This is a genomic window from Halostagnicola larsenii XH-48, assembly GCF_000517625.1.
In the GTDB taxonomy this organism is placed as follows: Archaea; Halobacteriota; Halobacteria; order Halobacteriales; family Natrialbaceae; genus Halostagnicola; species Halostagnicola larsenii.
In genome coordinates this window covers 966,096-979,458 of sequence record NZ_CP007055.1, presented here as the reverse complement: position 1 = coordinate 979,458, position 13,363 = coordinate 966,096, and the positions used below count along the sequence as shown (strand labels likewise).

Below are 13,363 nucleotides of genomic sequence, written 5' to 3'. Positions count from 1 at the left end.
CCGCATCAAGAGAGCACACTCCGGTAGACGCATCACCGCCAGGAGCGAGAATGACGTTCTTCCAGTACGACTGGAACGACCACGACTCGCTCGCCGTAGAAATCGTCACGACCGTCGCAGAGCTGTCCGGCACGTCGACAGAATCGCTCGAGTCGATACACAACGTCGTTGACTCGGATAGTCTCGAGTCGATATTCGAGCCCCGTTCGGAACGATCCCGGCGCGAAACCAACCACATCTGGTTTGCCTACGAGGGATTCGGGATCACTATCTACGGAAACGGCTTCGTCATCATCCGCAGACTGGAGTGACACCACCTGCCCGACGACCCGATTGCCCCACGACGAGTCGACTCGAGGCAACACCTCTGGCGACTCGATGACGCCCTCGACGACATCCAGGTCCACTTACTCGGGGACCTCCCGATACAAGGTACTCGCATCGAGATCTCCCTCGAGGTAGGCCATCCCCTGCGAGGAGAGTTCGTACCTGAGCCCGTCGTACGAAACCAGGCCCGCGTCGGCGAGTATTTCGAGGCGCTTCTGCAGATACATCGGCCGGAATTCGAGCGTCGCGCTTCGGTCGGCCAACGCCGAACGGAGTTCGAGCGCCCGGTGTGGCCCGTGACGAGCGAGGTGCTCGAGTACCCGGTCGTCGTTTTTCGACATCCAGGAGGCGTGCGTTCGCAGCGGGATCGTCATCGTGTAACGAGTTGCTTGTCGGTCGTCGGTTCGTTCACCACTGGTTGGACGTGTTCGTCACACAACTTGACCGCAGTGTCCGTCTCCTCGAGCGAAACCGACGACACGAGTTTGTCGTCCGTATGCTCGAGTGACGGAACCCACCGCGGAAGCGCGAAGTGACCGTCTCGCTCGCAAAAGGCACATTGTCGCGGCCCGTTTCGGGAGACGTAGGAGAGACACTCCCCGTAGTGTTCTTTCTCGCAGTTCATACACAATCCCCCGATATCGGCCCCACTGTATAGCTCGGCCACCAGTCGATTGTATCCAGCATCATTTCCGCATCGTATACAGTTCATGTTTCGATCCGTTGATGGAATGGTCAGAGATCAACGAGTAAGAACGGATTTCGTATAAATGTCTTCACCATGATGAAACTGGATGCTAATGACTGAAAATTGATCATGGCCGACACTCAGCTGAACCAGTTGCAGTCTCCCGATACGAACCGACATTTCGAATGGATCAAGTCCGTAGCTCGAGAGGTTTTATTTATTATCGTGATTGTCCGATCACGCCATAATATTTCGTTACCGCGTCGCTGTACAGCGGTTCTAGTCCGCAACTCCATGTGAAACGGGCGTCAAACACGGGGGCAGTGTCGAGTCGAAAGGAGTTTTCTCCCCCGTCCGGTTCGACTGTGGCAAGAAAATTACATAAGCCGAACGCAGCTCATAGTGTTTCGTCGATGTTCGTTAGTAAAATCTAATTTGGCGCTGTATTAGAGATGACGTCGCTGAACGCACGGATGACTGACTCGTTCTCGTAAACTCGATACGCGTTCCGATAAAATCGATTCTCTCGCACGCCAATCAATCCGCCCACAGCTTTCGCGTATCCATTACGTCCAGCGATCCAGTCCCGACTGAACCGCGCTTTCTTCGATTCGCTCGAAGCCCCGCTCGACTTCGTTCGCACCGACGCCCCATTCATCGACCACGTACGATTGCGCGGCTTCGACATCCGGCTCGAGGGTCGTTTCGAACTCGTAGTCGTCGGTGACGTTTGGCTCGCGAAACAGCTGTCGGACCCGGTCGCCGTACTCGATGCTCTCACCGCGTGCTTCGAGGACGCTCCACATGTCGCCGTGTTCGGTAATCGCGTCGAGGGCCGTCTTCGGACCGATCCCCCTGACGCCCTCGTTGAAATCCGTCCCGATGAGAATCGCGGCGTCGATGAGTTGCTCGAGGGTTAGTTCGTGGTGGTCGAGGGTGGCCTCGAGATCCATCAGTTCGGGGTCGCCCTTGCTCGTCAGCTGACGGAGGGTCAGCGGAGAGCCAAAGAGGAGGGCGTCGTAGTCCTCCGAGCCGACGTAATCGGCGTCACCCCGTTTGACCATGTGCGCCGCCTGGGCTTCCCCCTCGGCGGGCGCTTCGACGACCGGTACGTCGAGGAGTCCCAGTAGTTCCCGGCTGGTTTCTTGAATCGTTGGCGTCAGCCGCTGCGTGCGCGACTCGAGTTGTGCGATGGCGACTGCATCACCCTCCTCGCGGGCGGTCTCGAGTTGGTCCTCGTAGCTCCGTCGCTGTTCGCGGCGGGATTCGATCTCGTCGTCTTTGAGTTCGGAGGGGCCGCCGTCGAAGACCATCACCGGCGTCACATCGTTTTCGAAGAACTTGGGGAGTCCCTGGACGATGCCGATCAGGTTGGCGACCTCGGTTCCGTCGCCGGTCGTGTACGCGTCGCTGTTCGTCCACTTGACCGTCGTCGTCAGATACCGATACAGCCAGTTGTGCGCGTCCACGGCGACGACGCCTTCGATATCGTCGAAGGGAATCTCCTCGATGACGGCGATGTCCCGAAGTGCAGCGTTTCCCATGGGGGTAGTTGGGTGGTCCGGGATTTGAATCGTTGGCTTTGGCCCGCCCACCGCCCCGAGTCGTTCGACGGCGACACGAAGCATTTATTCCGACGCTGAAATGAACGTCTACTAACTGATTCGATGGATCGCGTTCCGAGATCGCGTCGCCGGACGGTGCTCGCCGGAGTGGGAACGCTTCTCGGCGCGGGCTGTCTCGGCGCCGACCGGACGCCGGCCGCAACCGAGGCCGACTGGCAAATGTACGGCCGCGATCCGGGTCGGACGCGGTTCGTTCCGGACGCCGATATTCCCCGTGATGGCGTCGAGATCGCCTGGTCGCGCTCGGTCGGTGCGTCCGAGTGGTTCCCGCCGGTGGTCGCGAACGGGACCGTCTACTGCCAGTACGCCAACGGCCTATTCGTCGTCGACGCGGAGACCGGCGACGGTGACGTCTCCAATACCTACGGTGGCTTCGGCCGGGGCGCCGGCCCGATGGCGTTCGCCTCGACGACGGTTTACCGGGACGGCGTGTTGCTCGTCCCCTACGGCAACGTGATCGCCGGCTACGCCGCCGAGCCCGACGGCTGGCCCGAGAGCGTCTCGGGGCTCGGCGAGGGCCGGGTACGCTGGTGGATCGACGACGAGGGCGTTAGCACGTCGCCACCGGGCGGGCTCGGTTCGGACGCGGCATGGCTCGGCGCACCGGTCGTCACGGACGAGGGAATAGTCAGCCTCCATCCGTGGGGAACCGTTTCGGCCGTCGCGGCCGACGACGGCGGCGAGCACTGGCGATATGGGCTCGCGGCCGCCAACCCCGACGACGAGTACTCGCTCGTTCCCGTCGGTCACGTTGTCGACACCGCGACCGGAACCGTCGTCGTGAAAGGGCGCGTCCTCGGCGGGCCGGTGTTCGTCGGGCTCGACCTCGCGGACGGCACTCGCGAGTGGACCGTCGGCGAGGGGCGGACCCCCGAGTGGCGAGTCGAGGCCGGAGACAGCATGGCGGCACGCGACGGGGCGGTCTACACCGTCGGATGGGCGGAATCGGACTCGAGACGGGCGGTTCGGATCCGCGAACTCGACGCCGCGACGGGCGATCACGGCTGGACTCGGCTGCTCGAGCGCGGCTCTCACGTCGGACTCGCCGTCGACGAGACGAACGTCTACCACGTCGGCGTGATCGAAGCCGAGGATGGGGCAGATCCGATCGCCGTTGCGGCCATCGACCGCGAGGACGGCGGCGTTCGGTGGACGAAGACCGTCGACGATACGCCCGGCAGCGTCCTGACGGAAGAGGGGCCGCCACCGACGGTCGCCGGCGACCTCCTGTTGGTCCCCGGTAGTTTGGGACTTCACGCCCTCGCGACGGCGGACGGCGGACGGCTGTGGACGTTCACCGAAACCGTCGGGACGGCCGGCGGCGGCGAAACCGAACGCGCAGCCCTGACGCCGGCGGTCGTCGCCGGCGATCGAATCGTTATCGGAACGACGCTGATGCTCTACGGGCTCGGATAAAATGGCGACTGACGACTCCGATTCGGACTCGGCGAACGGGAGCGAGACGACATCGGAGTCGGGAGCCTCGAGTCCTAGTAGCGGTCCCGGTCTCGCGTCGATCATCGCGACCGCGCTCGCTCTAATCCGCGGGCGGCCGCTACTTTTCGTCCCGTTCGTCGTCGCCGGTGCGCTCGGCGCTGCGAGCACGGCCGCCAGGCTCGCGTCGCCCTATCCCGTCGGCCTCGCTCCGTTTCCCGAGGGCGGTCTGGTTCGGCTCTCGCTGCCGTTCGTCCCGCGGCTCGAGCCGACGGTCGAGATGGGTTCCGCGATTCTCACCGGAATGAAACCCCGGTTTCTCGTCGCCTTCGTCGGCTGGCAGGTCGCGATAAGCGCCGCGACGGCGGTCGCGTTCGCCGGCTGCCTGTGGCTGGCGGCCGCCGACACGGACGGGATCACGCCGCCGCTCGACCGGGTCGCCTGGCTCGTCGCGTACGTCGTCGTCATCGATAGCGCCCAGTTCGGCGTACTGTTCCTGTCGGGTCTGTGGGCCGGTGCCGGCGTCGGACTCGCGCTCGTGGCGCTGCTCGTGCTCGCTCCGATCCTCGTCTGGCTGTTCGTCGCTCCCGCGATCATCGTCGTAGGCGGGAGACGACCGATCGCGGCCGCGATCGAGAGCCTCGAGTATGCGGTTGCGAATCCCGGCTCCATTCTCGTGATGCTGGTCGGCCTCGGCTACGTCGGCTACGCGCTGACCGGCGTCTCGCAACTCGCGTCATCGCCGACCGTCGGGGCCGCGCTGGCGACCGTCGTCAGCGCGACCGTCGCGGGGACGGTCCACGCCGTCGCGGTCGCCGCGCTGTATCGGGTCGGCTCGCAGTAGTTACGCTATACACTCACTCACAGCCGATCTGGCGGCCCGCTGCCATCTCGCGACTCGAGAAACGCCGCCTCCTCGTCGGAGAGGTCGCGTTCGCGGAACTCCTCGAGACCGGCCTGATAGCGCTCGCGTTCGTCCCAGTCCGCGTCGGCGTCCGGGTCCGGATCCGAGTTCGGGCCCGGATACTCCAGGACGAGTTCGGCGATGCCGGTCGTCTCGCCAGTATAGGAAAAGCCGGCCCGGTAGAGCGCTTCGTACGCGAAGGGGTTGTTGACGGCGATTCGGACGCGAGCGTATCCGCGTTCGATCGCCCGGTCGCGGACGAACGCGAGCAGACGCGGACCGATTCCCTCGCCGCGTCGCGACCGTTCCACGGTGACGTACCGGATCCAGCAGGTGTCGGCGTCCGTTCGATCCTCGTTGAACGATGCCGCCGCGAGCACCTCGTCGGTGGATCCTTCACCTTGCTCGTCGGTTCCGTCGCCGTTCGCTCGAGCGACCGCCTTACCCGTATTCGTCATCACGAACTTCCCGGCGTAGCTAAACCGCTCGTAATCCAGCCGAAGTTTCGGCCCGTCCGGCGGCCAACCCAGAACCTCGAGTTCCACGATAGTCCCGTTTCGGGCGTCGAGCTACTAAGACCCTCGTTTCGCACAGGCTGTTATCGAAACTGGTCGCGGCCGAAACTGGCTCCGCGGCTGTGCGTTCCGGACGAACGCTTTTGGGTCAGTTCGTGGTAGGGCTGGTACTATGAGCGCCGAATCTAACGAAGAATCCGCGCACGGCATCGAGAGCCGGTTTGGCTGGCCGATCGGCGGCATCATCGCGGGGGCGGTCGGTGCCGCAGCGTTCGGGCTCGTCATGTGGCTATTTGACCCGGAAATCGTTCAAGTAACGATCCCAGCCTTTTACGGCCTCGAGGCGGGAGGTATCGCCGGCTGGGCGATCCACATCGCTCACGGCGCGGTTCTGGGCGTGATCTTCGGGTTTATCGTTACTCGCGAGATTATGCTCGGGATCATCCGGACGAATCCCGAAACGGAAGCGCTCTCGGAAACTGGAGTCACGGTCCGACTCGTCGGGGCAGGGCTCGCCTTCGGCCTGGCGATCTGGGCGATCATCCCGCTGATCGTATTACCCACACTCGCCGGCCCGGTCGGCGGCGAGGCTGCTACCGAGTTTCCGGGGACGGCCGTCGAAAGCCTCTCGGGTCACGCCCTGTACGGTCTCGTTCTCGGAGCCGTCTTCGCCATCACGATCGACGTGCATCATCAACCCGCCGATTCGCCATTCGAGGAGTAACTGATGGCGGCGACAAGCCATCGTCGATCGGCGGCCAATTTGGCAAGAGAGACGACCTTCTGCAAGCCGAAGAGTGATCTACGCGAGAGATCTATCACCCACAGTGGCGAGCTATGAGCAACGACGCTGTCGATCCGAAGGTGATCGATGCCGTATTCGACGTTCTTTGTAAGCGTGATCGCCGGTATGCCCTCTACTTTCTGCTCGAGCACGACCGCGTCTCCATACAAGATCTCGGGAACGTCGTTACCGGCTGGGTGAAAGCCGACTCCTCCGAGATCGGTCACAAAGACGACCGAGATACCATGGTGACCGCTTTCCGACACCGTCACGTTCCCCTGCTGATCGAATCGAGCCTCGTCGACTACGACGAGGCGACCGAATCGCTCTCGCTGTCGCCGTGTTCCGACGACGCTCGATCGCTCATCGAACGAGCCTGCGCCGAAGAGACCGGGGCGTGACTATGCGCTCTGAACTACTGCACTCACCGGAACTCCGACGACACGGCACCCGAGTCCGATGACGCTTTCTGCGTTTCTCGAGCGCGTCGGGGAGACCACCCGAACGATCGAACTCTACGCGCCGGAGCCGCTGCCGGAACTGACCGAGCAGTTCGAGCGCCGGAACAGTACGACGGAGTACCGATCGCTTCCAGCGGCCACCGATGACGGGTTTCTCATCGTCTTCGAGAACGGGCGCTTTCGGGCGTCGATCGGGCTCACCGCTGCACAGGAGTTCCTCGACCCGCCGATCAGCGAGCCCTGGGCCGAACACTTCGTCGGTGCCGCGTACCTCCGCCTGCTAGAGGTCCTCGAGAATACGCTTACGTCCCCGCTCAGTCGACGCCAACTCCTGGCGACCGCGCGAGATATCGAACACCGCGCCTGGCACGTCGGTCACGGAACGCTTCGAGTCGGGTTCCAGAATCTGTCCGCATACGAGGACCAACTCCCCGTCTACGACCGACTCGCGCGAGAAACGGACCTCGAGATCCACGTCTACGGCGGGGCCGACTGGAACGCACCGGTCGGACTGTCGCCGACGATCCATCGCGAAACGGCCGCCGAAATCGGTACGTTCTGGTTTCTCGTCTACGACGGCGGCGACGATCCGCTCGGACCCTACGCGTTGCTCGCTCGAGAGGAGGACGACGGAACCTACACCGGCTTCTGGAGTTCTGACCCGGAACTGGTCGCCGACCTCGACGCGTACCTGCTCGAGACGTACGGCTGAGCGTTCGAAGGGATGTTCGTCCGAAACGGAGGTTGCGGGCTTCTCAGGGATTGGTCGCTGATGGGGCGCAGTTGCTCGAGGGGGTTATTCCATGTGATACATTGTATAGTCCAAGGCATCAGCTCGCATACAATCGACCGCCGGTCGGTGGTACAAGATATCGATCGCGCCGTCGACGAAGTCTCCGCCAGTGTCGATGATACCTCGGAAGAGCGTGCTTCGGGTGCCCAGGTTGGGAGACGAGGACAGCAGCGTAACGGATCAGTCGGTGCGAGTGACACCGACCAATACAGGGACATGGGAAGTGTCTGTACTCGATTCGAACGACTACTCGGAAGAGGCATAGAAAGCGACGACTATTCCAAACATCTCGGGCGACACTGGAGCTGGGTCAGCGGTACGTACATTCTCGAAGCTCAGTGCAACATATCAATGAGAAAGATAAGAAGAAATCCGACAAAGAACAGCGTCGTGGATGTCGGTGTTTCCGGTACCTCCTGGGCTTTGACGAGGAGTTCCTCGGTCACCAAGTAAAGAAGGGCAGCAGATCCGAACGCGAGTACGAGCGCGATCGGAGTGCCCGTAACGCCGTCGAACACGAGTACGCCAGTGATCACTCCGGTCAGCAGTAGAATCCCGAACCCGGCAGGGACGGCGAGTTTCTTCACTGTACTCGTCTCTTCCGGTAGTGCTATGACGCCGGTTGCGCCGAGAAATAGGACCTCGATTGCGAGTGCCACTGCAATGAGAACACCCGTGGCCGCCTCCGCCAGAAACGTCACGCCGATCAGGACGCCATCGATCAGCATGTCGATACCCACGGTGATCAGCAGGCCAGCGGCATCCGCCATCTTTCCGCCGATATCCCGCTTTTCGACGTACTTACTGAGTCGATGGATGCCAAGCATGGTGGCGACACCGATCGCAAATCCAATGACAACCACGATTGGAGCGCGTGTATGGACATCTGGGAGAAGTTCGGCGGCGACGGCGGCGAACACGACGCCAGCCGCGAAGTGCTGGACATTGCTCTCCATTTGTGGTCCTGGCGTGCGGTAGACTGCTATAATTCCCCCGACGAGCGCGGCGACGACCGCCAACATAGTGTACGAAAGCGCTTGAGTTAGCGTCCCAACCATTCTACCAGTGATTGTACCTCAAACCTAGTGAATGTACTCACCGTCAAATTCGGGGTGAAGAAATACCTCTGTCTACGGATACGATATTTTCTTCTCCGTCCGTTCGTCGAAAAGTGTGTGGATCGGGATTTGAACCATCTGAAGACGGTCTCACTCGCTTCGCTCGTGAGCGTGCGTCTTCCGTAATTCAAATCCTCTGCGATGCCTTCGGCTCACGATATTGTTCGCCGAAGGAATGCGCGGACCGGGATTTGAACCCGGGCCATGAGCTTGGAAGGCTCAGGTCCTACCACTAGACCATCCGCGCTCCATCAGCCGATTAGTGACTCTCCCTTAAGTGACTTCCTTTTTCGATTGTTGACCTCGAGCGAGCCTACGAGCCACCCACGGTCGCGTAGCAGTTACCGCTCGAGAGTTCGAACGCCAGCAGTTCGAGGTCGCTGTCCTCTATCGCGGCTTCGAACGCTTCCGGTGAGTAGATGTGGTAGAACCGGTCGACCGTTTCGCCGTCCGGAAGCGTCCACTCGACGGTCGTATCGAACGACTCGGTTTCGTCGAACGTGTCGTGGGCCGTCGACCACGTACTAACCAGCGCCCGACCGGTGGGCGTGAGCACTCGAGCCAATTCGTTCAGACTCGTCCGTCTGCTCGCCTCGGTGGGGAGGTGCTGAATCGTGGCGACGTAGACTGCGAGATCGATTGTTCCATCCTCGAGGGGGATACGAGCGGCGTCTCCCTGAAGCAGGTCGACCTCGAAACCCCGTTCCAAAGCCCTCGAGCGGGCCGTCTCGAGCAATCCGCGGCTGGCGTCGAGGCCGAGGACGTGATCGGTTCGGTCCGCGAGGAGTTCGGCGTGCCGGCAGTTGCCACAGCCGAGGTCGAGTCCGACGCTCGAGGCTGGCGCGTCCGCGACGAAGGCCTCGACCTCGGGCCAGGCGTACTCGCGCGTCGAGGCGAAGTGATCGGCGATCCGATCGTACGTGCGACGAACGTCGGCGCGATTGCTCATTCGGTGGAGGATCAGTGCAGAACGGGCAAAAGCCGTTCGGACCCGGCGTGGGGTTCTCGATGCGCCGGCTTGGGGCGTGGCCAGTCCGATTACCCGGAAAATCGAGTCGAGTCGGCCAAGCACACACCACCGCTGTCAGATGTTGCGTGCGTTACGTTCATACCGTGTGAGGTCCAAACGATAGGCACGGAATGAGGCGCGAGCACTTCACGCTAGATGTCAGCAATGTCGACTGGGTCAATACCGATAGCACCCCTCGGAAACCGGAGGTATCCATCGAATTTACCGGCCCGACGACGGAACTTCGCAAGCGCCTGACAGGACCGGACGGCGGCCTGCTCGAGGCCGACGAGACCGACGCGTCGCTTCGATTGCAATCGCCGCTCGGCGGGGAAGGGGAGGTAGCGGGAGTCGTCAGCGTCACGAACAGGGTCACCGGAGAGTTCATCCTCGAGCTAAACGAAAACGCGAGCGACGTCCTCCAGTTCATTCAGGCCGCTCGAGGATACGGGGAACACACCGCACAGGACGACGGTCGCTACGAAGTCGAGATCAGCATCGACGGTGACCCGTTCGTCAGCTACGACAAACGCACGTTCCTCGTCTACGACGACGAGGGAAGCCTCCTGCGCCAACACAGTTTGATCCCGAGCGGCGTCGAACTGTAAGCGCCGCCGATTCGAATCGCGTTCCGTCGCCGGAACGAACTTCCGATACGCCTCGTCGAGTCGCGAGACGTACGGTGGTCGATACGCTCGTCCGTCCGTCGGTGACAAAACTCGCCGGTCGGCGCTGACCGAATGTGCCGGTCACGGCGGTTTTGGGACGGTGTTGCACAAAACTCTTAAATCGAAACCGTTCGTATGGTCGCGCATGCACAAAGACGAACTCCTCGAGCTCCACGAAGAACTTGTCGTCATCATGGAGTATTTTTCCCAACGCGAGAACGTCGACGAGGAGCTGTTCGATCCGTATCGCCAGCTGGATGTGGATCCGTCCCACGTACACAAATCGAAGAGCGAACACAAACACGCGGTGTTCGTCCTCGGCAACGCGCTGGCAAGTGCGATGAGCGAAGACGAGTTCTCGAGCGCCGGCCGAATCGGCAAGCGGATGGCAGAACTCGCCGACGACGCGGAATCGAAAATATAGGCGAAACGTATTTGTTCCGGTTACGGCATGTTGGACTATGGACTCGCGCACGCAAGAGCGCGTCGAACGATGGGATTCTCGTCCCTTTACTGGCGGTTACAACGAACTTTCCACGCTCGCTGATACCGACTTTTCGGGCGTCGTGACCGCGAGTGGAACGTGGTTGTTTATGCTAAACGGTCGCGTCGTCGGCGTCGTCGACGGCGAGATAATGGCCTTCGAACGTGCATCCGGAACGATTTACGCCGCACCACACGATTCGTTACCGCTGCTTTGTTCGATGCAAGCACAGGGAGGAGAAACCAGGGCAAGCTACTACACGAACGAAACGCCCCTTTCGGAAGTCGACCAGACGCTCAAAGACGGCTCGTTTACCGGCTATATCGAACTGAGCGAACAGGTTCTAAGCGGCGATTACTACGCCGTCTACTACGGCGGTCGACGGATGGCTGCGGCGTACATCGGCAACGCACAACGACTGCTCACCGGCGAGGAAGCGTTCGAACGCGCCGCAGACGAGGTTGGCATCTACGAAGTCGTCGACGTCGAAATCGACGTGACAGACGTACCGGAGAGTAGCGGCCAGTCGGCGTCACCGTCCAGTTCGAGCGAGGAAACCGCGCCAGCATCGGCTGATTCTCCCAGTTCCACTGACGAGGAATCGAACGCCGTAACGATGGACTCAACGTCCACAGCAGAGAACACGGACGAGACGACATCGGCCGACGAACCCTCGTCCAACACAGGGACGGAACCACCGGCCGGCTCGAGTTCGACCGCGCAATCCCAGGAGACCGCTCGACCGGCGTCCGCGTCGGAACTTCGCGAAGTGTCGGATCTGACCGATATCGACGACGAGTCCGATTCCACCGCCAGTTCGTCCTCCCAGTCAAGCGACGGCGAGCCGTCGTCGGACGAGACCGGCTCCGCTACGGTGTCGTATACGGACGAATCCACTGATGAAGCGGCCGACGACGACGGAACGGGTGACTCGAGCGTGACGGAAACGGTTGCTGAACGTCCGGAATCGAGCGCCGAGCAAGATGATCAGCAACCGACACGGATCGAATCGGCGGAAACGCCGTCGCAAGAAGAGCCAGCAGATGCCGCTGAAACCCCATCCGAATCGACCGCCAATTCAGCCGGTCCGTCGCTCGAGGACGAGGGCGATGTACAAGAAGACGCGGGGGCAGATCAGTCCGACCAGACCGCACAGTCGCCCGAAGCCCCACCGCACGAGGAACCGGCCGAATCCGACGACGAGTCGACAGATTCCGAGGAGGAAGGAGAACTCGACGCACGCTTGAAACAAGAAGAGCGCTGGCGCGAGACGCGGAGCATTCCATCGATCGATCCGGAAAAGTCAGAGCACGTCGGCGCGGTCCAGCGCCAATCGACCGACAGTGGTACAGACGAACGCCGGGAGCGACGGGCCCAATCGTCGGAAACTGCGCGCGCGGACGAGACGACGGGCGGCGATCCGAGGCAGGATCACTCGAGGACGGACACAGCGGCTGCGTCGAACGCCGACGGTACCGAGCAGGAATCCACGGGCGATTCCCCCTCGAACGCGGCAGAATCCGTGCGGAGTCGACCCGACGGTACCTCGCCCGAAACGACGGTCGATGAGTACGAACAGCGAATCGAGACGCTCACCCAGCACGCCCGAGAACTCGAGTCGAGACGGGAGACCCTCGAGGCCGAGAACGCGGAACTCGAATCCGAACGCGACCGGTTGCGAGCCGAGAATCAGGAGCTTTCTGCGACGGTCGAGCAACTCAACGCGAGGATAACCGAACTCGAGACAGCGTGTGAGCGGCTTCGCAACGCGGATGCGATCGACGCCGAGGCCGGCACGGCAGGGTTCGGCGACACAAAAGCGGACCAGCAACTGTCACCACGCGAAGCACTTTCGGGGACGAACCTGTTCGTCCGATACGCTTCGAAGAGCGATCCAACGCTCCAGACGGCCCACGACGGTGCCGACGAGCGAGATGCGGTCGCCTCGAATCTCCAGATCGAACAGCACACGACATTCGATTCGTCGAACGTGGCTGTCGCGGGTCGGTCATACGAGGACTTTCTCGCAGATACGATGGAGTACCAGTTCGTCGATTGGCTCGTTCAGACGCTGCTTTTCGAGATTCGAGATACGGGACACGGCGACGCACTCGCCGATCTCTACGACGCGATTCCGCGGATCGACCGGGCGGAGCTTCAGGCGTCGATCTCACTCGAGGACGACGAGACCGACGATGTCCCCGAGGAGGTAACCTTCGACGTCGTCGCGTTCGACAAAATGGGGAACCCGCTGGTCGTCGCGAATTGCAACGACTCGCGCGATCCGGCGAGCGAAGAAATGCTTGCAGCCCTAGAGGAGGCGGCTTCAGCCGTCACGGCGAATTACCCGGATCTCGGGGCGGCCATGGTCGTCACCGCGAGTTATTTCGAACCCGGCGCGCTCGAGGTGACCGAACAGGCGACAAGTAGCGGCTTTCTCAGCCGCGGCTCGAAGCTCAGCTACGTCAACCTCTCGCGAAAACAGGGCTACCACCTCGCGCTCGTCGAGTCGCGCTCGAGCGGCTTCCACATGAACGTCCCAGAACTCTAAGT

Annotated in this window: 15 protein-coding genes and 1 tRNA gene; 9 read left to right on the top strand and 7 right to left on the bottom strand. The window is 61.8% G+C overall.

Annotated elements, in window-relative coordinates; all coding sequences use genetic code 11:
* Window positions 1-50 precede the first annotated feature (50 nt).
* A complete protein-coding gene (locus HALLA_RS04900) occupies window positions 51-311 on the top strand; it encodes a HalOD1 output domain-containing protein (protein WP_049952332.1) in 261 nt (86 codons plus the stop codon).
* Window positions 312-407: 96 nt separating this feature from the next.
* Here the strand turns inward: HALLA_RS04900 and HALLA_RS04895 are convergent, their stop codons facing one another.
* From HALLA_RS04895 to fen, 3 genes are all read right to left on the bottom strand, one after another.
* Entirely contained in the window at window positions 408-701 is a 294-nt protein-coding gene (locus HALLA_RS04895) for a hypothetical protein (protein WP_049952331.1), read from the bottom strand.
* Entirely contained in the window at window positions 698-952 is a 255-nt protein-coding gene (locus HALLA_RS04890; protein ID WP_157231328.1) for a hypothetical protein, read from the bottom strand. The genes HALLA_RS04895 and HALLA_RS04890 overlap by 4 nt, the downstream gene beginning before the upstream one ends.
* Before the next feature lie 629 nt (window positions 953-1,581).
* Window positions 1,582-2,559 (bottom strand): flap endonuclease-1, encoded by a 978-nt coding sequence (gene fen / locus HALLA_RS04885; RefSeq protein WP_049952329.1) that lies wholly within the window; start codon window positions 2,557-2,559, stop codon window positions 1,582-1,584.
* A 123-nt stretch (window positions 2,560-2,682) separates the two neighbouring features.
* Here fen and HALLA_RS04880 point away from each other — a divergent pair, with 123 nt between their 5' ends.
* Entirely contained in the window at window positions 2,683-4,056 is a 1,374-nt protein-coding gene (locus HALLA_RS04880) for an outer membrane protein assembly factor BamB family protein (RefSeq protein WP_049952328.1), read from the top strand.
* Between the two features lies 1 nt (window position 4,057).
* Window positions 4,058-4,918 (top strand): hypothetical protein, encoded by an 861-nt coding sequence (locus HALLA_RS04875; RefSeq protein WP_049952327.1) that lies wholly within the window; start codon window positions 4,058-4,060, stop codon window positions 4,916-4,918.
* Window positions 4,919-4,935: 17 nt separating this feature from the next.
* Here HALLA_RS04875 and HALLA_RS04870 read toward each other — a convergent pair whose 3' ends face one another.
* On the bottom strand, window positions 4,936-5,523 hold the full coding sequence (locus HALLA_RS04870; protein WP_049952326.1) for a GNAT family N-acetyltransferase: 588 nt from the start codon (window positions 5,521-5,523) through the stop codon (window positions 4,936-4,938).
* Between the two features lie 142 nt (window positions 5,524-5,665).
* Here HALLA_RS04870 and HALLA_RS04865 point away from each other — a divergent pair, with 142 nt between their 5' ends.
* From HALLA_RS04865 to HALLA_RS04855, 3 genes are all read left to right on the top strand, one after another.
* The gene (locus tag HALLA_RS04865) at window positions 5,666-6,217 is read left to right on the top strand and encodes a hypothetical protein (protein ID WP_049952325.1); all 552 of its coding nucleotides are present in this window, start codon (window positions 5,666-5,668) and stop codon (window positions 6,215-6,217) included.
* Between the two features lie 113 nt (window positions 6,218-6,330).
* Entirely contained in the window at window positions 6,331-6,678 is a 348-nt protein-coding gene (locus tag HALLA_RS04860; protein ID WP_049952324.1) for a DUF7344 domain-containing protein, read from the top strand.
* A gap of 58 nt (window positions 6,679-6,736) precedes the next feature.
* Window positions 6,737-7,450, top strand: coding sequence for a DICT sensory domain-containing protein (locus HALLA_RS04855; protein ID WP_049952323.1), 714 nt, complete (start codon window positions 6,737-6,739; stop codon window positions 7,448-7,450).
* A 416-nt stretch (window positions 7,451-7,866) separates the two neighbouring features.
* Here HALLA_RS04855 and HALLA_RS04850 read toward each other — a convergent pair whose 3' ends face one another.
* From HALLA_RS04850 to HALLA_RS04840, 3 genes are all read right to left on the bottom strand, one after another.
* Complete coding sequence (locus tag HALLA_RS04850) at window positions 7,867-8,589, bottom strand: ZIP family metal transporter (RefSeq protein WP_174887889.1); 723 nt, start codon at window positions 8,587-8,589, stop codon at window positions 7,867-7,869.
* Between the two features lie 236 nt (window positions 8,590-8,825).
* A tRNA-Gly gene (locus tag HALLA_RS04845) sits at window positions 8,826-8,896 on the bottom strand.
* A gap of 66 nt (window positions 8,897-8,962) precedes the next feature.
* Window positions 8,963-9,598 carry a class I SAM-dependent methyltransferase gene (locus tag HALLA_RS04840; protein WP_049952321.1) on the bottom strand — a complete coding sequence of 212 codons (636 nt, stop codon included), beginning with the start codon at window positions 9,596-9,598 and terminating at the stop codon, window positions 8,963-8,965.
* 191 nt (window positions 9,599-9,789) lie between these two features.
* Here HALLA_RS04840 and HALLA_RS04835 point away from each other — a divergent pair, with 191 nt between their 5' ends.
* From HALLA_RS04835 to HALLA_RS04825, 3 genes are all read left to right on the top strand, one after another.
* Entirely contained in the window at window positions 9,790-10,266 is a 477-nt protein-coding gene (locus HALLA_RS04835; RefSeq protein WP_049952320.1) for a DUF5793 family protein, read from the top strand.
* Window positions 10,267-10,471: 205 nt separating this feature from the next.
* Window positions 10,472-10,750, top strand: coding sequence for a UPF0058 family protein (locus tag HALLA_RS04830; RefSeq protein ID WP_049952319.1), 279 nt, complete (start codon window positions 10,472-10,474; stop codon window positions 10,748-10,750).
* 37 nt (window positions 10,751-10,787) lie between these two features.
* Window positions 10,788-13,361, top strand: coding sequence for a DUF7527 domain-containing protein (locus HALLA_RS04825; RefSeq protein ID WP_049952318.1), 2,574 nt, complete (start codon window positions 10,788-10,790; stop codon window positions 13,359-13,361).
* The last annotated feature ends 2 nt before the right edge of the window (window positions 13,362-13,363 follow it).

Bases quoted from the DNA above. Each gene is read 5' to 3' on its own strand.
- HALLA_RS04855 (WP_049952323.1), top strand. From the start codon at position 6,737: ATGACGCTTTCTGCGTTTCTCGAGCGCGTCGGGGAGACCACCCGAACG.
- HALLA_RS04825 (WP_049952318.1), top strand. From the start codon at position 10,788: ATGGACTCGCGCACGCAAGAGCGCGTCGAACGATGGGATTCTCGTCCC.
- HALLA_RS04875 (WP_049952327.1), top strand. From the start codon at position 4,058: ATGGCGACTGACGACTCCGATTCGGACTCGGCGAACGGGAGCGAGACG.
- HALLA_RS04895 (WP_049952331.1), bottom strand. From the start codon at position 701: ATGACGATCCCGCTGCGAACGCACGCCTCCTGGATGTCGAAAAACGAC.
- HALLA_RS04860 (WP_049952324.1), top strand. From the start codon at position 6,331: ATGAGCAACGACGCTGTCGATCCGAAGGTGATCGATGCCGTATTCGAC.
- HALLA_RS04900 (WP_049952332.1), top strand. From the start codon at position 51: ATGACGTTCTTCCAGTACGACTGGAACGACCACGACTCGCTCGCCGTA.
- HALLA_RS04840 (WP_049952321.1), bottom strand. From the start codon at position 9,598: ATGAGCAATCGCGCCGACGTTCGTCGCACGTACGATCGGATCGCCGAT.
- HALLA_RS04835 (WP_049952320.1), top strand. From the start codon at position 9,790: ATGAGGCGCGAGCACTTCACGCTAGATGTCAGCAATGTCGACTGGGTC.
- HALLA_RS04865 (WP_049952325.1), top strand. From the start codon at position 5,666: ATGAGCGCCGAATCTAACGAAGAATCCGCGCACGGCATCGAGAGCCGG.
- HALLA_RS04850 (WP_174887889.1), bottom strand. From the start codon at position 8,589: ATGGTTGGGACGCTAACTCAAGCGCTTTCGTACACTATGTTGGCGGTC.
- fen (WP_049952329.1), bottom strand. From the start codon at position 2,559: ATGGGAAACGCTGCACTTCGGGACATCGCCGTCATCGAGGAGATTCCC.
- HALLA_RS04890 (WP_157231328.1), bottom strand. From the start codon at position 952: ATGAACTGCGAGAAAGAACACTACGGGGAGTGTCTCTCCTACGTCTCC.
- HALLA_RS04880 (WP_049952328.1), top strand. From the start codon at position 2,683: ATGGATCGCGTTCCGAGATCGCGTCGCCGGACGGTGCTCGCCGGAGTG.
- HALLA_RS04830 (WP_049952319.1), top strand. From the start codon at position 10,472: ATGCACAAAGACGAACTCCTCGAGCTCCACGAAGAACTTGTCGTCATC.